Annotated in this window: 18 protein-coding genes and 3 tRNA genes; 17 read left to right on the top strand and 4 right to left on the bottom strand. The window is 67.0% G+C overall.

Translation table 11 applies throughout. The features are described 5' to 3' along the window. Positions 1 to 157 precede the first annotated feature (157 nt). Positions 158 to 2,737, bottom strand: a complete 2,580-nt coding sequence (mutS, locus tag ACR80S_RS00535; protein WP_435401290.1) for a DNA mismatch repair protein MutS — start codon at positions 2,735 to 2,737, stop codon at positions 158 to 160. 106 nt (positions 2,738 to 2,843) lie between these two features. Between mutS and ACR80S_RS00540 the strand changes: the two genes are divergently transcribed. The 9 genes from ACR80S_RS00540 (at position 2,844) to ACR80S_RS00580 (ending at position 9,969) form a co-directional block, all read left to right on the top strand. Then, the gene (locus tag ACR80S_RS00540) at positions 2,844 to 3,356 is read left to right on the top strand and encodes a CinA family protein (RefSeq protein ID WP_435402267.1); all 513 of its coding nucleotides are present in this window, start codon (positions 2,844 to 2,846) and stop codon (positions 3,354 to 3,356) included. Between the two features lie 105 nt (positions 3,357 to 3,461). Then, positions 3,462 to 4,526 carry a recombinase RecA gene (recA, locus tag ACR80S_RS00545; RefSeq protein ID WP_435401292.1) on the top strand — a complete coding sequence of 355 codons (1,065 nt, stop codon included), beginning with the start codon at positions 3,462 to 3,464 and terminating at the stop codon, positions 4,524 to 4,526. Positions 4,527 to 4,529: 3 nt separating this feature from the next. Then, positions 4,530 to 5,024, top strand: a complete 495-nt coding sequence (locus ACR80S_RS00550) for a regulatory protein RecX (protein WP_435402268.1) — start codon at positions 4,530 to 4,532, stop codon at positions 5,022 to 5,024. Positions 5,025 to 5,135: 111 nt separating this feature from the next. Next, positions 5,136 to 7,745, top strand: coding sequence for an alanine--tRNA ligase (gene alaS, locus ACR80S_RS00555; RefSeq protein WP_435402269.1), 2,610 nt, complete (start codon positions 5,136 to 5,138; stop codon positions 7,743 to 7,745). A gap of 106 nt (positions 7,746 to 7,851) precedes the next feature. Next, positions 7,852 to 9,102 carry an aspartate kinase gene (locus ACR80S_RS00560; protein ID WP_435401295.1) on the top strand — a complete coding sequence of 417 codons (1,251 nt, stop codon included), beginning with the start codon at positions 7,852 to 7,854 and terminating at the stop codon, positions 9,100 to 9,102. 198 nt (positions 9,103 to 9,300) lie between these two features. Further along, positions 9,301 to 9,498, top strand: a complete 198-nt coding sequence (csrA, locus tag ACR80S_RS00565) for a carbon storage regulator CsrA (protein WP_119023335.1) — start codon at positions 9,301 to 9,303, stop codon at positions 9,496 to 9,498. Between the two features lie 114 nt (positions 9,499 to 9,612). Next, positions 9,613 to 9,705, top strand: a tRNA-Ser gene (locus ACR80S_RS00570). Positions 9,706 to 9,756: 51 nt separating this feature from the next. Then, positions 9,757 to 9,833, top strand: a tRNA-Arg gene (locus tag ACR80S_RS00575). Between the two features lie 59 nt (positions 9,834 to 9,892). After that, positions 9,893 to 9,969: transfer RNA gene (locus ACR80S_RS00580), tRNA-Arg, on the top strand. A 161-nt stretch (positions 9,970 to 10,130) separates the two neighbouring features. On the opposite strand, the gene ACR80S_RS00585 is transcribed toward ACR80S_RS00580, so the two are convergent. Further along, on the bottom strand, positions 10,131 to 11,057 hold the full coding sequence (locus ACR80S_RS00585; protein WP_435402270.1) for a tRNA dihydrouridine synthase: 927 nt from the start codon (positions 11,055 to 11,057) through the stop codon (positions 10,131 to 10,133). Positions 11,058 to 11,236: 179 nt separating this feature from the next. On the opposite strand from ACR80S_RS00585, the gene ACR80S_RS00590 reads away from it, so the two are divergent. From ACR80S_RS00590 to ACR80S_RS00600, 3 genes are read left to right on the top strand one after another with little or no spacing between them, the layout of a single operon-like run. Continuing rightward, on the top strand, positions 11,237 to 11,491 hold the full coding sequence (locus ACR80S_RS00590; RefSeq protein WP_435401297.1) for an OadG family protein: 255 nt from the start codon (positions 11,237 to 11,239) through the stop codon (positions 11,489 to 11,491). Positions 11,492 to 11,551: 60 nt separating this feature from the next. Next, complete coding sequence (oadA, locus tag ACR80S_RS00595) at positions 11,552 to 13,402, top strand: sodium-extruding oxaloacetate decarboxylase subunit alpha (protein ID WP_435402271.1); 1,851 nt, start codon at positions 11,552 to 11,554, stop codon at positions 13,400 to 13,402. A gap of 10 nt (positions 13,403 to 13,412) precedes the next feature. Next, complete coding sequence (locus ACR80S_RS00600) at positions 13,413 to 14,735, top strand: sodium ion-translocating decarboxylase subunit beta (protein WP_435402272.1); 1,323 nt, start codon at positions 13,413 to 13,415, stop codon at positions 14,733 to 14,735. A gap of 72 nt (positions 14,736 to 14,807) precedes the next feature. Here the strand turns inward: ACR80S_RS00600 and ACR80S_RS00605 are convergent, their stop codons facing one another. Both ACR80S_RS00605 and ACR80S_RS00610 read right to left on the bottom strand, forming a co-directional pair. Then, a complete protein-coding gene (locus tag ACR80S_RS00605; protein ID WP_435401300.1) occupies positions 14,808 to 15,425 on the bottom strand; it encodes an IMPACT family protein in 618 nt (205 codons plus the stop codon). Further along, positions 15,425 to 15,910, bottom strand: coding sequence for a LexA family protein (locus tag ACR80S_RS00610; RefSeq protein WP_435402273.1), 486 nt, complete (start codon positions 15,908 to 15,910; stop codon positions 15,425 to 15,427). Before ACR80S_RS00610 ends, ACR80S_RS00605 begins: the two co-directional genes overlap by 1 nt. Before the next feature lie 216 nt (positions 15,911 to 16,126). On the opposite strand from ACR80S_RS00610, the gene ccmA reads away from it, so the two are divergent. The 5 genes from ccmA to ccmE are packed head-to-tail and all read left to right on the top strand — an operon-like array spanning position 16,127 to position 19,047. Continuing rightward, on the top strand, positions 16,127 to 16,774 hold the full coding sequence (ccmA, locus tag ACR80S_RS00615; protein WP_435402274.1) for a cytochrome c biogenesis heme-transporting ATPase CcmA: 648 nt from the start codon (positions 16,127 to 16,129) through the stop codon (positions 16,772 to 16,774). Next, positions 16,761 to 17,504 carry a heme exporter protein CcmB gene (gene ccmB / locus ACR80S_RS00620; protein ID WP_435402275.1) on the top strand — a complete coding sequence of 248 codons (744 nt, stop codon included), beginning with the start codon at positions 16,761 to 16,763 and terminating at the stop codon, positions 17,502 to 17,504. The genes ccmA and ccmB overlap by 14 nt, the downstream gene beginning before the upstream one ends. Positions 17,505 to 17,532: 28 nt before the next feature. Further along, a complete protein-coding gene (locus ACR80S_RS00625) occupies positions 17,533 to 18,273 on the top strand; it encodes a heme ABC transporter permease (RefSeq protein WP_435401335.1) in 741 nt (246 codons plus the stop codon). Further along, positions 18,273 to 18,512 carry a heme exporter protein CcmD gene (gene ccmD, locus ACR80S_RS00630; RefSeq protein WP_435402276.1) on the top strand — a complete coding sequence of 80 codons (240 nt, stop codon included), beginning with the start codon at positions 18,273 to 18,275 and terminating at the stop codon, positions 18,510 to 18,512. Before ACR80S_RS00625 ends, ccmD begins: the two co-directional genes overlap by 1 nt. Position 18,513: 1 nt before the next feature. Next, the gene (gene ccmE, locus ACR80S_RS00635) at positions 18,514 to 19,047 is read left to right on the top strand and encodes a cytochrome c maturation protein CcmE (protein WP_435401336.1); all 534 of its coding nucleotides are present in this window, start codon (positions 18,514 to 18,516) and stop codon (positions 19,045 to 19,047) included. Positions 19,048 to 19,050: the final 3 nt, after the last annotated feature.

Here is a 19,050-nt window from a genome sequence, read left to right on the forward strand (position 1 = left end):
TTGGCGTCGCAAGCGATGCTCGGCCCGCTCAGGTTCGGAGCTGATCCGTCGGCAGGCCTGCGAGAAGGCGCTGTGAACCCCTCCCTGGGCGCTACCGATGCCATCCCTGGCATAGGACCTCCTCTTCGGCCTGCCCCCGGCGCTCCTCGTTGTGCAGTTACAAGGCGTCATGCCAGCGGTAGAGCAACTCCAGCGCCTGGCGCGGGGTCAGCTCGTCCAGGGCGAGGCCGCCGAGCTCCTCCACCAGCGGGTGGGGGGCGCTGGCGAAGAGATCGCTCTGCTGTGGTTGGGGAGCGCCACTGGCGAGACTCGTCGCGGGGCGGCTGCCTTGGTCGATCTCCTGCTGCTCCAACTGGGCGAGCTTCTCCCGGGCCCGTGCGATCACCCTCTGGGGCACGCCGGCCAGCTGGGCCACCTGCAGTCCGTAGCTCTGGCTCGCCGGGCCCTCCTCGACACGGTGCATGAAGACGATGCCGTCCCTGTGCTCGGCCGCGGTGAGGTGGACGTTGGCCACACCCTCGGCTTGCTCGGGCAGGGCGGTCATCTCGAAATAGTGGGTGGCGAACAGCGTGAAGGCCCGGGTGCGGGTCAGGTACTCGGCGCTGGCCCAGGCCAGCGACAGGCCGTCGAAGGTGCTGGTGCCGCGGCCGATCTCGTCCATCAGCACCAGGCTGTGGTCGGTGGCGTTGTGCAGGATGTTGGCGGTCTCGGTCATTTCTACCATGAAGGTGGAGCGCCCACCGGCCAGGTCGTCCGAGGAGCCGATGCGGGTGAAGATGCGGTCCACCGGGCCGATCTCGGCGGCGTCGGCGGGCACGAAGCTGCCGGTGTGGGCGAGCAGCACGATCAGCGCCGCCTGGCGCATGTAGGTGGACTTGCCGCCCATGTTGGGCCCGGTGATCACCAGCATGCGGCGGTCCTCGCCCATGACCAGGTCGTTGGGCACGAAGGGGGCATCAGAGACCTGTTCCACCACCGGATGGCGACCGCCGTGGATGGCGATGCCCGGTGCCTCGGCCAGCTGGGGTCGCACGAACTCAAGGGCCTGGGCGCGTTCGGCGAAGGCGCACAGCACGTCCAGGGAGGCCAGCGCCCGGCCGCTGGCCTGGAGGGCGTCGAGCTCGGCGTTGAGGGTGTCGAGCAGGCCGTCGTAGAGCAGCTTCTCCCGAGCCAGGGCGCGGGACTTCGCTGACAGGGCCTTGTCCTCGAACTCCTTGAGCTCGGGAATGATGAAGCGCTCGGCGTTCTTCAGGGTCTGGCGACGCACGTAGTCCGCCGGGGCGTCCCTGGCCTGGGCGCGGGGGATCTCGATGAAGTAGCCGTGCACTCGGTTGTAGCCCACCTTGAGGTTGGGCAGGCCGGTGCGCTCGCGCTCACGGGTCTCCAGCTTCACTAGGTAGTCGCCGGCGTGTTCCGCCAGCCCGCGGTATTCGTCGAGTTCGGCGTCGAAGCCCGCGGCGATCACCCCGCCCTCGCGGATCACTACGGGGGGGTTCTCCATCAGGGCACGTTTCAGGGTGTCGGCGAGCGCCGGATAGGGGCGGATATGACGCCTGAGCTCGTCCAGGGAAGTGCCTTCGGGGAAGCCGGCAAGCTCGCGCTCGAGCGCCGGCAGGGCGTTGAAGGCGTCGCGCAGCCGGGCCAGGTCCCGCGGTCGAGCGCTGTGGAGGGCGACCCGGGCCAGGATGCGCTCCACGTCGCCGATTGCCTTGAGCGATTCGCGCAGCGCCACGAAGCCCTCGGCCTCCAGCAGCAGCGCCACGGCGGACTGGCGGGCCTGCACCCGCTCGCGGTCACGCAGCGGACGGTTGAGCCAGCGCTTGAGTAACCGCGAGCCCATGGCGGTGGCGGTGGTGTCGAGCACGCTGGCCAGGGTATTGTCGCCGTTGCCGCCCAGGTTGACGTCGATCTCCAGGTTGCGGCGGCTGGCGGCGTCGATGACCACGGCGTCGTCGCGGCTCTCCACGCCGATGGCGGTGACGTGGGGCAGCCCTGAGCGCTGGGTGTCGCGGGCGTATTCGATCAGCACGCCGGCCGCAGTAATGGCGGCGCTGAGGTGGGCGCAGCCGAAGCCGCGCAGGTCCTGGACCTGGAACTGGTCGCACAGCAGGCGGGTGGCGCTCTCCAGATCGAACAGCCAGTCGCCCTGGCGGCGTAGGCCACGCCTGCCGTCCAGCGCCGGGGGCAGGGCCAGGCTCTCGGCCACCAGCAGCTCGGCGGGGTCGAGACGCTGCAACTCGGCCAGCATCTCGCCTTCGCCTTCTACCTCCAGCACGCTGAAGCGCCCGCTGGAGAGCTCCAGCCAGGCCAGGCCGACGCGCTCGCCGGCGGCGTGCACGGCCACCAGCAGGTTGTCGCGGCGGGCGTCGAGCAGCGCCTCGTCGTAGAGGGTGCCGGGGGTGACGATGCGTACCACGCGGCGATCCACCGGGCCCTTGCTGGTGGCCGGGTCGCCGATCTGCTCGCAGATTGCTACCGACTCGCCGGCGGCCACCAGGCGCGCCAGATAGCCCTCGGCACTGTGGTAGGGCACGCCGGCCATGGGGATCGGCTTGCCGGCGGACTGGCCGCGCTGGGTCAGGGTGATGTCGAGCAGCGCGGCGGCGCGTTTGGCGTCATCGAAGAAGAGCTCGTAGAAGTCGCCCATGCGGTAGAAGAGCAGCGCGCCGGGGTGCTCGCGCTTGATCTTCAGGTACTGGGTCATCATCGGCGTGTGGGGGGGGCTGGCCTGTGACATCGCGGATCCCTGTTGAGGCTCTGCACTCGCTGGCAAAAGCCAGTATTCTACCGTCCAGGCATCGGCTCCGTCAGGAGCGATTGCAGATGACTCAGGAGGCCACCCCATGTCCCGTTCCGCCGCCAGCCTTGCCAACCTCGACCTCATCACCCTGGCCGAGCGCCTGGGCCGGCTCTGCCGTGAACTGGGCGTGACGGTGACGACCGCGGAGTCGTGCACCGGCGGCGGGGTGGCCAGCGCCATCACCGCGGTGGCCGGCAGCTCAGACTGGTTCAAGACCGGCTATGTGACCTATTCCAATGCCGCCAAGGGTCGCCTGCTGGGCGTGCCCGAGGCACTGCTCGAGGCCCATGGGGCGGTGAGTCGTGAAGTTGTCGAAGCCATGGTGGCCGGCGCCTGCCGCGACAGCGGCGCCGACATCGGCGTGGCGATCAGCGGCGTGGCCGGCCCGGGCGGCGGCAGTGCCGAGAAGCCGGTGGGCACCGTGTGGCTCGCCTGGGGCGATGCCCAAGACGCCCGGGCCGAGTGCCACCGCTACCCCGGTGACCGCCGCGCCGTGCGTGAGCAGGCGGTGCGTGAGGCGCTGGTGGGCTTGGTCCGCTGTCTTGAGGCCCGCTAAGCCGTCCCGCATCCAGACGGATTTTGCGCTGGTCCTGCCCGCCCTTTTTCGCCATACTACTGTCCAGTCATACAGTATTCGACACCCCCGATCAGGAGATCCGACATGGCTCAGGATGACAACCGCTCCAAGGCATTGAACGCCGCGCTTTCCCAGATCGAGCGCCAGTTCGGCAAGGGCACCGTGATGCGCCTCGGCGACGCCCCTCGCGTGGTCATGCCCTCGGTCTCCACCGGCTCGCTGGGTCTCGACATCGCGCTCGGCATCGGTGGCCTACCGCTGGGTCGGGTGGTCGAGATATTCGGCCCGGAGTCCTCAGGCAAGACCACCCTGTCCCTGTCGGTGATTGCCCAGGCCCAGAAGCAGGGCAAGACCTGCGCCTTCATCGACGCCGAGCACGCCCTGGACCCGAGCTATGCCGAGAAGCTCGGCGTCAACCTGGATGACCTGCTGGTCTCCCAGCCCGATAACGGCGAGCAGGCCCTGGAGATCTGCGACATGCTGGTGCGTTCCGGTGGCGTCGACGTCATCGTCATCGACTCGGTGGCGGCGCTGACCCCGCGCGCCGAGATCGAGGGCGAGATGGGCGACTCCCACGTCGGCCTGCAGGCACGCCTGATGTCCCAGGCACTGCGCAAGATCACCGGCAATATCAAGAACGCCAACTGCATGGTGGTGTTCATCAACCAGATCCGTATGAAGATCGGCGTGATGTTCGGCAGCCCCGAGACCACCACCGGCGGCAACGCCCTGAAGTTCTATGCCAGCGTGCGCCTGGACATCCGCCGCACCGGCTCGGTGAAGCAGGGCGATGAGGTCACCGGCAACGAGACCCGCGTCAAAGTGGTCAAGAACAAGGTGGCCCCGCCGTTCCGTCAGGCCGAGTTCCAGATCCTCTACGGCAAGGGGATCTATCACGCCGGCGAAGTGATCGATCTGGGCGTGCAGTGCAAGCTGGTCGACAAGGCCGGCGCCTGGTACAGCTACCAAGGCAACAAGATCGGCCAGGGCAAGGCCAACGCCGCCCAGTTCCTCGAGGACAACCCGGCCATCATGGAGGAGATCGAGAGCCAGATCCGCGCCCAGCTGCTTGCCCCGGTGGAGCCGAAGAAGGAGGAGACCAAGGAAGCGGTACCCGCCGAGAGCGACAGCGACGACGACCTGCTCTAACCCATGAACGGCAAGGCCCCGGGCGACGCCACGCCACGTGATGACGCCATCCGGCTGCTGGCCCGGCGCGAGCATTCCCGCGCCGAGCTGGTGACTCGGCTCTCGGCGAAGGGACATGCATCGGAGGCCATCGCCGAGTGCCTCGACGCGCTGGCCGAGCAGGGGCTGCAGTCCGATGCCCGCTTCGCCGAGAGCTTCCTGCGCTCGCGTATCCTGCGCGGCCAGGGGCCGCTGAAGATCCGCCAGGCGCTCTCCCTGCGCGGCATCGAGCGCGAGATGATTCGCACCGCCTTCGCGGAGGCGCAGCGGCAAGAGCCAGGTGGGGCCGACTGGTTTGCCCTGGCCTGCGAGACCCTCGCCCGGCGCTTCTCCGGCCCTGGTGACACTCCCCGCGAGCGCGCCCGGCGCGAGCGCTTCCTGGCCGGCCGCGGCTTCGACTTCGACCAGGTGCGCCACGCCCTGGCCCACGCCTGGGACTTAGCGTCAGATCAGTACTAGCCGGCGCGGCCCCTTCAGTCCCTTGACAACTGCGCTATAATGGCTCCCTTTGCGAACGCCCCGGGTGGTCTCCTTGCGGACGGCCACCCAGCCCATCGCCACGGATACCCCATGAAAAGCGCAGATATCAGACAGGCCTTTCTGAGTTACTTCGAGGAGCACGGCCACACCGTCGTGCCCTCCAGCTCCCTGGTGCCGGGCAACGACCCGACCCTGCTGTTCACCAACGCCGGCATGGTGCCCTTCAAGGACGTCTTCCTGGGCCGCGACCCGCGCCCCTACGTGCGAGCGACCTCGTCCCAGCGCTGCGTGCGCGCCGGCGGCAAGCACAACGACCTGGACAACGTCGGGTACACCGCCCGTCACCACACCTTCTTCGAGATGCTGGGCAACTTCAGCTTCGGCGACTACTTCAAGCGCGACGCCATCCGCTTCGCCTGGACCTTCCTCACCGAGACCCTGGGCCTGCCCGGGGAGAAGCTGTGGGTGACGGTGCATGTCAGCGATGACGAGGCCGAGACGATCTGGAAAGAGGAGATGGGCATCGACCCGGCTCGCTTCTCGAAGCTGGACGAGGACAACTTCTGGCAGATGGGCGACACCGGCCCCTGCGGCCCCAGCTCCGAGATCTTCTTTGACCACGGCCCCGAGGTGTGGGGCGGGCCGCCTGGCAGCCCCGAGGAGGACGGCGACCGCTACATCGAGATCTGGAATCTGGTGTTCATGCAGTTCGACCGTGACGCCGCGGGCACCCTCAATCCGCTGCCCAAGCCCTCCATCGACACCGGCATGGGCCTGGAGCGCATCGCCGCGGTGATGCAGGGTGTGCACTCCAACTACGAGATCGACCTGTTCCAGAACCTGCTGGCCTCAGCGGCGCGTCATACCGGCCACGCCGACACCCGCAATCCCTCGCTGCGGGTCATCTCCGATCATATCCGCTCCTGCGCCTTCCTGATCGCCGATGGCGTGCTGCCCTCCAACGAGGGACGAGGCTATGTGCTGCGCCGGATCATCCGCCGCGCCATTCGCCACGGCCACAAGCTGGGCGCCCAGGGCGACTTCTTCCACAAGCTGGTGGGGGCGCTGGATGCTGAGATGGGTGACGCCTATCCCGAGCTGCGCGAGGCGCGCCACCAGATCGAGCGCGTACTGCTCAAGGAGGAGGAGCAGTTCGCCCGCACCCTTGAGCACGGCATGGGCCTGCTCGAGGAGGCCCTGGCCGGCCTCGATGGCGAGGTGCTGCCCGGCGAGACGGTGTTCAAGCTCTATGACACCTACGGCTTCCCCTACGATCTCACCGCCGATGTCTGCCGCGAGCGCGGCGTGACCCTCGACGAGATCGGCTTCGAGCGTGCGCTGGAGGCCCAGCGCGACCGCGCCCGGGCGGCCAGCCAGTTCGGCGCCGACTACGGCGCGGCGCTGGAGCTGGAGGGCGAGACCACCTTTACCGGCTACGACCGGCTCGAGGACCGCGCCACGGTCACCGCCATCGTCGACCGCGAGGGCAACGCCCTGGACGGCCTCACGGCCGAGCAGCGCGGCGTGGTGGTGCTCGACCGCACCCCCTTCTATGCCGAGTCCGGCGGCCAGGTGGGCGATACCGGCTATTTGCACGTGGCGGGCGGGCGCTTCCTGGTCACCGACACCCAGAAGCAGGCCGGCCACCACCTGCACCACGGCGTGCTGCTGGAGGGCGAGCTCACCGTGGGCGCCGAGGTGCGTCCCGAGGTCAACGCCGAGCTGCGGGGCGCCACCCTGCGCAACCACTCCGCCACCCACCTGATGCACAAGGCGCTGCGCCTGGTGCTGGGCGACCACGTGGCCCAGAAGGGCTCGCTGGTCACTCCCGAGCGGCTGCGCTTCGACTTCAGTCACTTCGAGGCGATGACCCCGGAGCAGCTCGATGAGGTGGGGCGCCTGGTCAACGAGCAGGTCCTGGCCAACGCGCCCACCCGTATCGAGCAGATGACCCTCGACCAGGCCAAGGCCAAGGGCGCCGCGGCGCTGTTCGAGGCCAAGTACGCCAACGATGTGCGGGTGCTGACCATCGGCGCCGACGATTTCTCCATCGAGCTGTGCGGCGGCACCCACGTGGCGCGCAGCGGCGACATCGGCTGCTTCCACATCGTCAGCGAGCAGGGCATCGCTAGCGGCGTGCGTCGCGTCGAAGCGATCACCGGCGAGGGTGCCCTGGTGTATTTCCGCGAGCAGGAGGCCCGCCTGAGCCGCATCGGCGAGCGCCTCAAGGCCAAGCCGGAGCAGGTCGAGGAGCGCGTCGAGTCGCTGGTAGAGCGCAACCGGACGCTGGAGAAGGAGCTCGAGCGGCTCAAGGCCAAGCTGGCCAGCGCCGCAGGCAGCGACATGCTCAGCCAGGCCACCGAGGTCGACGGCATCAAGGTGCTGGCCACCCGCCTGGAGGGGGTCTCCGGGAAGGAGCTGCGCAACGTTCTGGACCAGCTCAAGAACAAGCTGGGCTCGGGTATCATCGTGCTGGGCGTGGCTGACAGGGAAGCCGGCAAGGTCAGTCTGATCGCCGGGGTCACCGATGACCTGACCGGTCGCGTCAAGGCCGGCGAGCTGGTCAACCACGTGGCCTCTCAGGTGGGCGGCAAGGGCGGCGGTCGTGCCGACATGGCCCAGGCCGGCGGCAGCGACGTGGCCGCCCTTCCCGGCGCGCTCGAGAGCGTGCCGGCCTGGGTCGAGGCCCGCCTCCAGTAATAATCGGCAGGGCCGGTGACCGCGGGGTCCCGGCCCTGTCTGCATGGGTTCACGTTTCACTCATCCGAGCGCCTCTGGCTCTCGACTCACGAGGGAAAATCGGCAAATGGCACTATACGTACAGAAATTCGGCGGCACCTCGGTGGGCTCCGTGGAGCGCATCAAAGCGGTGGCCGAGAAGGTCAAGGGCTTCCGCGACGACGGTCACCAGATCGTGGTCGTGGTCTCGGCCATGAGCGGCGAGACCAACCGCCTGATCGGCATGGCCAACGAGATCAACGACGAGCCGACGCCGCGGGAGATGGACATGCTGGTCTCCACCGGCGAGCAGGTCACCATCTCGCTGTTGGCCATGGCGCTGCACAAGCTGGGCGTGCCGGCCACCTCCTACACGGGCTCCCAGGTGGGTATCCTCACCGACAGCTCCCACACCAAGGCGCGCATCCAGCGCATCGAGACCGACGAGATCCAGGAGGACCTGGACGAGGGCAAGGTGGTGGTGGTCGCCGGCTTCCAGGGCGTGGACGAGGAGGGCAACATCACCACCCTCGGTCGCGGCGGCTCCGACACCACCGGCGTGGCCCTGGCCGCGGCTCTGAAGGCCGACGAGTGCCAGATCTACACCGATGTCGATGGTGTCTACACCACCGACCCCCGCGTGGTTTCCCGGGCCAAGCGTCTGGATACCATCACCGTCGAGGAGATGCTGGAACTGGCGAGCCTGGGCTCCAAGGTCCTGCAGATCCGCGCCGTCGAATTTGCCGGCAAGTACAATGTTGCGCTGCGCGTGCTGTCCAGCTTCGAGGATGGCCCCGGCACCCTGATCGTTGCTGACTCTGACCAAGACGAGGATTCCATGGAAGAACCGCTGATCTCCGGTATCGCCTTCACCGCCAACGAAGCCAAGCTGACCCTGCTCAACACCCCCGACGTTCCCGGCGTCGCCTCGCGCATCCTCGGCCCGATCGCCGATGCCAACATCGAAGTGGACATGATCGTCCAGAACGTGGCGCCGGCCGGTGACTACACCGACTTCACCTTCACCGTCGCCAAGGGCGACTACAAGCAGACCATGCGCATCATCCAGGACCAGGTTATCCCCGACCTGGGCGGCGGCGAGCTGCGTGGTGACGACAACATCGCCAAGGTCTCCCTGGTGGGCGTGGGCATGCGCTCCCATGCCGGCGTGGCCTCCAAGATGTTCCGGGTGCTGGCCGACGAGAATATCAACATCCGCATGGTCTCCACCTCCGAGATCAAGATCTCCGTGGTCATCGACGAGAAGCAGATGGAGCTAGCCGTGCGCGCCCTGCACAAGGCCTTCGGCCTCGACAAGAGCGACATCGAGAGCGAATAAGCGTGCCCCGAGCGGCTGACACCTTCTACGCTGACAGGGGAGCCCGTGACGGGGCTTCCCTTCAACGGGGAGGTCGGGTGTCATCGGCTGCCGAATTGGTCACGGACGATGCCGTGCCACATAATGGTTCGGTGGACTGCCTGCGGCGAACATCCCGTTACTGCCGAGTTCAGAACAAGCCTGAGAAGGAGATCAGCCATGCTCATCCTGACCCGCCGCGTCGGCGAGACCCTGATGATCGGAGATGACATCACCGTGACGGTGTTGGGCGTCAAGGGGAATCAGGTCCGGATTGGTGTCAATGCCCCCAAGGACGTCGCCGTGCACCGCGAGGAGATCTATCAGCGGATCCAGCGCGAAAAGGGCGAGGAGGCCGCTTCCGGCCACGACGACTGACGCCGCCGGCGCGTTCGTCCTCATCGTGCAGCCGGAGGGCCGTCACATGAAAAAAGGGCGAGTGTGGCTGGACAAAGCGCTTCAGAATCGGTACGATATGCGCCGTGTCGATAGGGAGAGGTGGCCGAGTGGCTGAAGGCGCTCCCCTGCTAAGGGAGTATGGGGTTTATAGCCTCATCGAGGGTTCGAATCCCTCCCTCTCCGCCATGACGGCAAGACTTCGGTCTGGCAGTGATGGACGATACGTTTGAAGACCGGGCGCCCGTAGCTCAGCTGGATAGAGTACCTGACTACGAATCAGGGGGTCGGAGGTTCGAATCCTCCCGGGCGCGCCACTTCAAGCCAGTTTCAGATCAGTGTCACGTGATGGCGTTCACGTTAATCATTCCACCACGCGCCCGTAGCTCAGCTGGATAGAGTACCTGACTACGAATCAGGGGGTCGGAGGTTCGAATCCTCCCGGGCGCGCCAGATTCAGACCCGTCCTCCCAGGAGGGCGGGTCTTCTGCTTTTCCAGGGCCGTATTTTTCGCTTTTCTGCTAGCCGGAGTCGCCCGACCTCGTGCGTGACTCCGCGATCGTTTGAGGCGTCGTCGCCATTGTGACTGCGCCTCTTTTTTATGCTGCAAGTTTTTATGCCGCAAGCCCGGAGAGCAACTCGTCCAGGCTGTTGATGCGCTTGAGTCGCTCGAAGCGTCGGGCGGCCTCGAGGTCCTGGGCGCGCATGTGGCTCAGCCACTGCTTGATCAGCGAGGTCACCCCACGTTCGGCGAGTGTGCTACGCTGCAATGCAGCAAAGCGGGTGAGGATCTCGGCCCTGCCCATCCAGGATGTGGGTGGCAGGCGCTCCCCGGTCAGCTGCCAGTGGCGGATGCGCGGGGCCAGCCAGGGGTCGGCCAGGGCGCCGCGGCCGATCATCACGTCGCGACAGCCTGAGAGGGTGCGAGCCCGCCAGTAGTCCTCGAGGCTCCAGATATCGCCGTTGGCGACCACTGGAATCGACAGGCGGGCGCGGATGCGTCCGATCCACTCCCAGTGGGCGGGAGGTCGGTAGCCCTCGTTGCGAGTGCGGCCATGTATCACCAGCTGTCGGGCGCCACCGGCCTCGGCGGCCAGGGCGCAGCTCAGAGCCAGGCGGCGGTCGGCGAAGCCGAGGCGGAGTTTGGCGGTGACCGGGATGGCATGTCCCACGGCCTCGTGGACCGCGGCCACCAACGCATGCACGCGTGACGGGTCGCGCAGCAGGGAGGCGCCACCGTCGTGCCGGTTGACCAGCTTGGCGGGACAGCCGAAATTGAGGTCCAGGCTGGTGGCCCCGAGGCTCAGCGCCTGCAGGGCATTGGCGGCCAGCGCTTGCGGGTCGGAGCCCAGCAGCTGCAGGTGCACCGGTGTGCCGCCGGGGGTCGCGACGGCGGGGCGGAGCAGCTCGGGGCAGTGCCTGTGAAAGACACGCGGCGGCAGGCGGGCATCGACGACGCGGACGAACTCGGTCACCGTCCAGTCGAACCCCGGTTGTCGGGTCAGCAGGTCCCGGGTGTGGGCATCGATGACACCCTCCATCGGCGCCAGACCGAGCCGCCCTGGCGGTGCTTGTAGTAAATTAACAACGCTGACTTCCACCATGACACCATTGCAATTTGTCGACAATCTGGCAGGTTATAGCATCAGGAAAATTGCGCAAGGCGCCATGTTGTTGAGTGATCGCTGCATGGTGGCTGAAGATCACACGGAGGCACCGTATGCGGGATTTCGAGCTGCTGGAGGAAGGCCTGACCCTGATGGCCCTGGGCATGGGCTTCGTTTTTGTTTTTCTTACCGTTCTGGTAATGACCATCACCCTGATGTCGCTGCTCCTTCGGCGCTTCGCTCCCGAACCGGTCGAGCAAACCGCCTCCGGTGCCCCCCGCCCGGCGCCCCCTGCCCAGCAGGACGCTGAGCTGATGGCAGTGATCGGCGCCGCCCTGCATCGCCATCGCCAGCGCCATCGTCGCTGACGCGCCCCCTCTTCTTTTCTTTCGCCTTATCCAACTCTTAAAAAATACAGGGTCACTTCCATGACTGACACCGCTCGCCCGCTCGGCATCACCGACGTCGTCCTGCGTGATGCCCACCAGTCGCTGTTCGCCACCCGGATGCGCCTGGACGACATGCTGCCCATCGCCGAGAAGCTCGACCGCGTCGGCTTCTGGTCGCTGGAATCCTGGGGGGGGGCCACCTTCGACGCCTGCATCCGTTACCTGGGTGAGGACCCCTGGGAGCGCATCCGCGAGCTCAAGGCGGCCATGCCCAACACGCCCCAGCAGATGCTGCTGCGCGGGCAGAACCTGCTGGGCTATCGCCACTACGGCGACGACGTGGTGGACAAGTTCGTCGAGCGCGCCAGGACCAACGGCGTCGACGTGTTCCGCGTGTTTGACGCCATGAACGACCCGCGCAACCTGGAGCGCGCCATCCAGGCGGTGCGCAACGTCGAGGGCCACGCCCAGGGCACGCTCTCCTATACGGTGAGCCCGGTCCACACCCTGGATGGCTGGGTCGAGCTCGGCAAGACCATTGCCGCCATGGGCGCCGACTCCTTGTGCATCAAGGATATGGCCGGCCTGCTCAAGCCCTACGACGCCTATGAGCTGGTCACCAAGCTCAAGGCCGCGGTGGAGATCCCGATTCACATGCAGTGCCACGCCACCACCGGGCTCTCCACTTCCACCATCCTCAAGGCTGCCGAGGCCGGCATCGACAATGTCGATACCGCCATCTCCTCGATGTCCATGACCTATGGCCACAGCCCCACCGAGTCGGTGGTGGCCATCCTGCAGGGGACCGAGCGCGACACCGGCCTGGACCTCGAGCTGCTCGAGGAGATCGCTGCCTACTTCCGCGAGGTGCGCAAGAAGTACGCCGCCTTCGAGGGGTCGCTGAGAGGCATCGACTCGCGCATCCTGATCGCCCAGGTGCCGGGCGGCATGCTCACCAACATGGAAGGCCAGCTCAAGGAGCAGGGCGCCGCCGACAAGCTCGACGATGTCCTCCAGGAGATCCCCCGGGTGCGCGAGGACCTGGGCTTCATCCCGCTGGTTACCCCGACCTCCCAGATCGTCGGCACCCAGGCGGTGATGAACGTGATGATGGGCGAGCGCTACACGTCGATCTCCAAGGAGGTCCAGGCGCTGCTCAAGGGCGAGTATGGCGCCGCACCGGCCGAGCTCAACAAGGAGCTGCAGGCCCGCGTGCTGGAGGGCAAGGCGCCGATCACCTGCCGTCCCGCAGACCTGCTCGAGGCGGAGATGGACAAGCTTGCCGCCGAGCTCAAGGAAAAGGCCAAGGTGGACGGTATCCGCCTGGCCGAAGGGGCGCGCGAGATCGATGACGTGCTGACCTATGCGCTGTTCCCGCAGATCGGCCTGAAATTCCTCAAGAATCGCGACAACCCCGATGCCTTCGAGCCGGTACCTCAGGCTCCGGGGAAAGAAACCCCGGATGCCAGCGCCAATCTGCCGGCCGATTCGCAGAAAGGCGGGACCCAGGCCCAGATGCCGGCCGCCCAGGGCGCTGCGCCGACCGGCCCCGAGACCTACACCGTCACCGTCAACGGCAAGGCCTATGTGGTCGAGGTCGCCGTGGGCGGCGAGATCGCCGACGTCCAGGCGCAGGGCGGCGGTGCTCAGCCGGCAGCCGAGGCCGCACCGGCCTCCACCGGCGAGGTGATCAGTGCGCCGCTGGCCGGCAACATCTTCAAGGTCAACGTGCGCCCGGGCGATGCCGTCAAGGAGGGTGATGTGGTGATCATTCTCGAGGCGATGAAGATGGAGACTGAGGTGCGCGCGGCAAGCGCCGGCACCGTTTCCGCCGTCAAGGTCGGTGAGGGCGACAGCGTCGCCGTCGGCGACGTGCTCATCGAGCTCTAAGGGCCTCCCCATGGAAAAGCTGGTAACCCTCTGGTACGGGTCGGGGGCCTACAACCTGACCCTCGGCCAGGCCGTGATGATCGTGGTGGGCCTGGTGCTGCTGTACCTGGCCATCGCCAAGAAGTTCGAACCGCTGCTGCTGGTGCCGATCGGTTTCGGCGGCATCCTGGCCAACATCCCCGAGGCGGGGCTGGCTATCTCGGCGCTGGACCAGGCCATTGAGGTGGCGCGTCCGGCGGTGCTCCAGCAGATGGCCAGCGCCCTGGCCGCGACCCTGGACCCGCTGGCCGCCGAAGAGACGTGGCGGGCCACCCTCAGGGCGCTGGTGGATGACGGCGCCTCGCCCGACCAACTGCGCGGGGCCCATGACGTGGCGGTCAACGTCGGCTACGCCGACGGCCTGCTTTACGTCTTCTACAAGGTCGCCGTGGAGTCGGGCATCGCGCCGCTGATCATCTTCATGGGCGTGGGCGCGATGACCGATTTCGGCCCGCTGCTGGCCAACCCGCGCACCCTGTTCCTGGGAGCCGCCGCCCAGTTCGGCATCTTCGCCACCCTGTTCGGGGCGGTGGGCATGTCGGCCATGGGCTGGATGGACTTCTCCCTCGAGCAGTCCGCGGCCATCGGCATCATCGGGGGTGCCGACGGGCCCACTTCAATCTACGTATCGAGCATGCTGGCCCCGGAGTTGCTGGGTGCCATCGCCGTGGCCGCCTACGCCTACATGGCGCTGGTGCCGATGATCCAGCCGCCGATCATGAAGCTGCTCACCACGAAGCGTGAGCGCGAGATCACCATGACCCAGCTGCGTCCGGTGTCGAAGCTCGAGAAGATCGTCTTCCCGCTGGCTCTGCTGGTCCTGGTGGCGCTGTTCCTGCCGGATGCCGCTCCGTTGCTCGGCATGTTCTGCTTCGGCAACCTGATGCGCGAGTGTGGCGTGGTGGAGCGTCTCTCCGATACCGCCCAGAATGCCCTGATCAACATTGTCACCATTGTGCTGGGCCTGGCCGTGGGGTCCAAGCTGATGGCCGAGAGCTTTCTGGCACTAGAGACGCTCGGTATCATGGCGCTGGGCATGGTGGCCTTTGCTATTGGCACCTCCGCCGGCATCCTCATGGCCAAGCTCATGAACGTGATGAGCAAGATGCCCATCAACCCGCTGATCGGCGCCGCCGGTGTCTCCGCGGTGCCCATGGCGGCGCGCGTCGCCAACAAGGTGGGGCTGGAGTCCAACCCCCACAACTTCCTGCTGATGCACGCCATGGGGCCCAACGTGGCCGGCGTGATCGGCTCGGCGGTGGCGGCGGGGGTGATGATCAAGTACCTGGGCTGAGGCTCACAGGCAAGGCCAGGTTCAAGACCATGTAAACGGCGCCCTGCGGGGCGCCGTTGGCGCAATAGTGCGTCACTCGTGGAGCAGTGCCAGCCGCCCGCGCAGGCGTGACTCCAGTTCGTCGAGGTCCACCGGAGTGTCGCTGGGCCAGCCCACGCGCAGGGTCACGCCCTCGGCGGCGTAGTCGGCTGCCTCCACGGGGATCCCGTGCTCGCCCAGCCAGGCGCGGGCCTCGGCCTCGCCGGCGAAGTCGACCTTCAGCTGCAGGGGTGTTCGCTCCACCACCTGGCAACGCGGCAGGAGATCCAGGCCCTGGGCCACCGCCTGGGCATAGGCGCGGGCCAGTCCGCCGGTGCCCAGCTTGGTGCCGCCGAAGTATCGGGTCACCACGCAGCCCACCTGGCCGAGCCCCGAGCCCTCCAGCACCCGGTACATGGGCCGCCCGGCGGTGCCGCCGGGTTCGCCGTCATCCGAGAAGCCGATGGCGGCCTGCTCGCCGGGAGGGCCGGCGATGAAGGCGGTGCAGTGGTGGCTGGCATTGGGGTGGTGTCGCCGCGCCTCGGCGAGCAGCGCCTCGTAAGCGGCCACGTCGGGGGCGTGGCACAGCCAGGTGATGAAGCGGCTCTTCTCCACCTCCAGCTCGCTTTCCTGCCATTCGCCGGGGGGAAGGTCGGGGGCGGAGTAGCGCATCAGGCGGCCAGTTCCTCCTGGCGCACCACGCCCATCACCAGCCCCAGCACCTGGATGTCGCTGTTCTTCAGATAGATCGGGGCCATGCGTTCGTTGGCGGGCTGCAGGCGTACCCCGGACTTCTCGATGAAAAGCTTCTTCAGGGTGACCTCCTGGTTGTTGATCATCACCACGGCGGTCTCGCCGTTCTCGGCGCTCTCCTGACGCTCGATGATGATCACATCCCCGTCGAAGATGTTGCAACCGATCATGGAGTTGCCGCGCACTCGCAGGGCGTAGGTGTTGCGGCGCACCATGCGCCCCGGGACCCGGATGCTGGCGCTGTCCAGGCAGGCCTCGATGGGCAGCCCCGTCGAGACGCTGCCGAGCAGCGGTATCTCGACGAGGTGGTCGTCGGCGGCGTCCGGTCCCTCCAGGGGCGTCCAGGCCTGAGCCAGGGGAAGGTTGGGGCGGCGAAGAAGGTACCGGGGGTTGACCTCGGGCATGGCGTGAGTCTCCTGTCGTCAGTCTCGTTGGCTGGGTACTGTCAAGATATACAGTATCTGGAAAGAATAGCAGGGGTGTCCTAACACGCAAGAAGAGGCCATCGTCGCAAGGCTTGACTCGGGTCAACCGCGACCGGCTGACGCATCCGCGAATCTGGCGGGAAAACCGCTTTCCGTGTAGAGTCTCGAGCCAAATTACCCATCCCGGAGTGTGCCTTGACCCTGAGCCTGCAAGCCCGAAAGCTGGCCTGCGAACGGGATGATCGCTGGCTCTTCGAGGATCTCGCCCTGGACATCCAGGCGGGCGAGATCGTGCGCATCGAGGGCCCCAACGGCAGCGGCAAGACCACGCTGCTCAAGATCCTCTCCGGCCAGCTGGCCGACTATCAGGGCGAGCTCTATTGGAACGGTGCGCCGATGCGAAAAGCTCGTCAGGCCTTCCTGGAGAGCCTGCTCTATCTGGGCCACGCCCCGGGGGTGAAGGGTGCACTGACGCCGCTGGAGAACCTGACCTGGTACCAGGCCCTGGCCGGCCAGCGCGACAATGAGGCGGCACGCCTGGCGGCGCTGGAGTCGGTGGGGCTGGTGGGTTTCGAGGACGTGCCGGCCGGGCAGCTCTCGGCCGGTCAGCAGCGCCGTGTGGCGCTGGCCCGGCTGGAGCTGACGCCTCGCCCCCTCTGGGTGCTGGACGAGCCCTTCACCGCCATCGACCGGGATGGCGTGGCGGCACTGGAAGAGCGGCTGATCGTGCATGCGCGCGCCGGCGGTTGCGTGCTGGTCACCACCCATCATGAGCTCAGGAATACCGACGAGCTGCGCCGCGTGCACCTGGGGAGAGGAGGGCAGACCCATGGCGGGTTCTGAGACTCGGCTGACCGCCGGGGAAAGTTGCGGCCTGTCGCGGCGGGAACCTGGCGGCGGCCTGGCGGTCGCACTGTGGGCGACCCTCAAGCGCGATCTGCTGCTGCTGATGCGCCGGCGCAGCGAGGTACTCAATCCCCTGGTGTTCTTTGCGCTGGTGATCACCCTGTTTCCGATCGGTATCTCGCCGGATCCGCAGCTGCTTGCCACCATCGCGCCGGGCCTGCTGTGGGTGGCGGCGCTGCTGGCGGCGCTGCTGTCACTGGATAGCCTGTTTCGCGGCGACTATGACGACGGCTCCCTCGAGCAATTGCTGCTGACGCCGCAGCCGCTGCCGATGCTGGCGCTGGCCAAGGTGGCGGTTCACTGGCTGCTGACCGGCTTGCCCCTGGCGCTCATGGCGCCGGTGCTGGGCATCATGCTGTCGCTGCCTCCCGGCAGCTACCTGGTGCTGGCGTTCTCGCTGGTGTTGGGTACGGCCAGCTTGAGCCTGATCGGCGCCATCGGTGCGGCGCTTACCGTGGGGCTCTCCCGGGGTGGCGTGCTGCTGTCGCTGCTGGTGCTGCCACTTTATATACCGGTGCTTATCTTCGGAGCCGGCGCGGTGCAGGCGGGCATCGTCGGCGATGGGGCGTCGGCTCACCTGGCGATCCTTGGGGCCCTGCTGGCCCTGGCGCTGATGTTGGCGCCCTGGGCCATTGCCGCGTCGTTGCGCATCAGTATCAACGGTTGAACGTTAAGCGAGAGTTGCCATGGGCATGATCTGGTCCTTCATTCACAAGCTTGGCTCGCCCAAGTGGTTCTATGGCATCAGCGCCCGCTTGATGCCCTGGTTCTGGGTGGCCGCGGCGGGCCTGATAATTGTCGGCACCGTCTGGGGCCTGGCCTTCGCCCCGGCCGACTACCAGCAGGGCAACAGCTTCCGCATTATCTATGTGCACGTGCCGGCGGCCTTCCTGGCCCAGTCCATCTTCGTCTCCATGGCGGTGGCCGGGCTGGTGTTCATGGTCTGGAAGATCAAGGTGGCCGACATGGCCGCGGCGATGATGGCCCCGCTCGGCGCGGCCATGACCTTCGTGTCGCTGTTCTCCGGTGCGGTGTGGGGCGTGCCCACCTGGGGAACCTGGTGGATGTGGGATGCGCGCCTGACCTCGATGCTGATCCTGCTGTTCCTCTACCTGGGGGTGATCGCTCTGCGCGGCGCCTTTTCCAGCCGCGACAGCGCCTCCCGGGCCGCCTCGGTGCTGGCCATGGTGGGGGTGATCAACATCCCGATCATCAAGTACTCGGTGGACTGGTGGTACACCCTCCACCAGCCGGCCACCTTCTCCATCACCGGACGCGCCGCGATGCCCATGGAGATGTGGGCGCCGCTGCTGATCATGGTGCTGGGCTTCTACAGCTTCTTCATTGCCCTGACCCTGATGCGGACCCGCAGCGAGATCCTGCGCCGCGAGTCCAACAAGCGCTGGGTGCGTGACCTGGCCGGAGAGACGCGCTGATGGCCTTCGAGTCCTTCAATGAATTCATTGCCATGGGGGGGCATGCCCCCTACGTCTGGGCCGCCTGGGGGATGACCGGCTCGCTGCTGGTGGCGGTCGTCCTGCACGCCCGGGCCGAACGTCGCCTGCTGCTGCGCAACCTTCGGCGCCGGGTGCGCCGAGAGGATCGCCAGGGCGCCAACCGGGACGAGATGGCTGGAATTTCACATCAAACGGGTGGTAATCGCCATGACACTTAGCCTGACACCGAAGCGCAAGCAAAAGCTCTACGTGATCCTGGGGCTGGTCGCCCTTGCGGCAATCGCCGTTGGGCTGACCCTCTATGCCCTGCGCGCCAACATCAACCTCTTCTTCAGTCCGGTGCAGATCGCCGCGGGCGAGGCGCCCATCGAGCGTCAGATTCGTGCCGGCGGCATGGTCAAGGAGGGCACAGTGGCCCGCAACCCCGACAGCCTCGACGTGGAGTTCACGGTCACCGACTACGTCGACGACCTGCGGGTCCACTACAGCGGCATCCTGCCCGACCTGTTCCGCGAGGGGCAGGGCGTGGTGGTAGTCGGCCAACTGCAACACGACGGCTACCTCAAGGCGGACCAGGTGCTGGCCCGCCACGACGAGAACTACATGCCGCCGGAGGTGGCCCAGGCCCTGGAGGAGGCCGGCTACAAGCCGGAGGACTTCCAGCAGAAGGCCGCCGAGGTGGCCAAGCGCCTGGAAGCCGGAGACGGTGCCGGTGCTGAGAGCGGCGCCGGTCCCACCAGCAGCTCGTACTGACCA

This window comes from Halomonas salsilacus (genome assembly GCF_051216275.1).
Lineage (GTDB): Bacteria > Pseudomonadota > Gammaproteobacteria > Pseudomonadales > Halomonadaceae > Halomonas.

Coding starts and splice junctions, on each gene's coding strand:
- mutS (WP_435401290.1), bottom strand. CDS start 2,737: ATGTCACAGGCCAGCCCCCCCCACACGCCGATGATGACCCAGTACCTG.
- ACR80S_RS00540 (WP_435402267.1), top strand. CDS start 2,844: ATGTCCCGTTCCGCCGCCAGCCTTGCCAACCTCGACCTCATCACCCTG.
- recA (WP_435401292.1), top strand. CDS start 3,462: ATGGCTCAGGATGACAACCGCTCCAAGGCATTGAACGCCGCGCTTTCC.
- ACR80S_RS00550 (WP_435402268.1), top strand. CDS start 4,530: ATGAACGGCAAGGCCCCGGGCGACGCCACGCCACGTGATGACGCCATC.
- alaS (WP_435402269.1), top strand. CDS start 5,136: ATGAAAAGCGCAGATATCAGACAGGCCTTTCTGAGTTACTTCGAGGAG.
- ACR80S_RS00560 (WP_435401295.1), top strand. CDS start 7,852: ATGGCACTATACGTACAGAAATTCGGCGGCACCTCGGTGGGCTCCGTG.
- csrA (WP_119023335.1), top strand. CDS start 9,301: ATGCTCATCCTGACCCGCCGCGTCGGCGAGACCCTGATGATCGGAGAT.
- ACR80S_RS00585 (WP_435402270.1), bottom strand. CDS start 11,057: ATGGAGGGTGTCATCGATGCCCACACCCGGGACCTGCTGACCCGACAA.
- ACR80S_RS00590 (WP_435401297.1), top strand. CDS start 11,237: ATGCGGGATTTCGAGCTGCTGGAGGAAGGCCTGACCCTGATGGCCCTG.
- oadA (WP_435402271.1), top strand. CDS start 11,552: ATGACTGACACCGCTCGCCCGCTCGGCATCACCGACGTCGTCCTGCGT.
- ACR80S_RS00600 (WP_435402272.1), top strand. CDS start 13,413: ATGGAAAAGCTGGTAACCCTCTGGTACGGGTCGGGGGCCTACAACCTG.
- ACR80S_RS00605 (WP_435401300.1), bottom strand. CDS start 15,425: ATGCGCTACTCCGCCCCCGACCTTCCCCCCGGCGAATGGCAGGAAAGC.
- ACR80S_RS00610 (WP_435402273.1), bottom strand. CDS start 15,910: ATGCCCGAGGTCAACCCCCGGTACCTTCTTCGCCGCCCCAACCTTCCC.
- ccmB (WP_435402275.1), top strand. CDS start 16,761: ATGGCGGGTTCTGAGACTCGGCTGACCGCCGGGGAAAGTTGCGGCCTG.
- ccmD (WP_435402276.1), top strand. CDS start 18,273: ATGGCCTTCGAGTCCTTCAATGAATTCATTGCCATGGGGGGGCATGCC.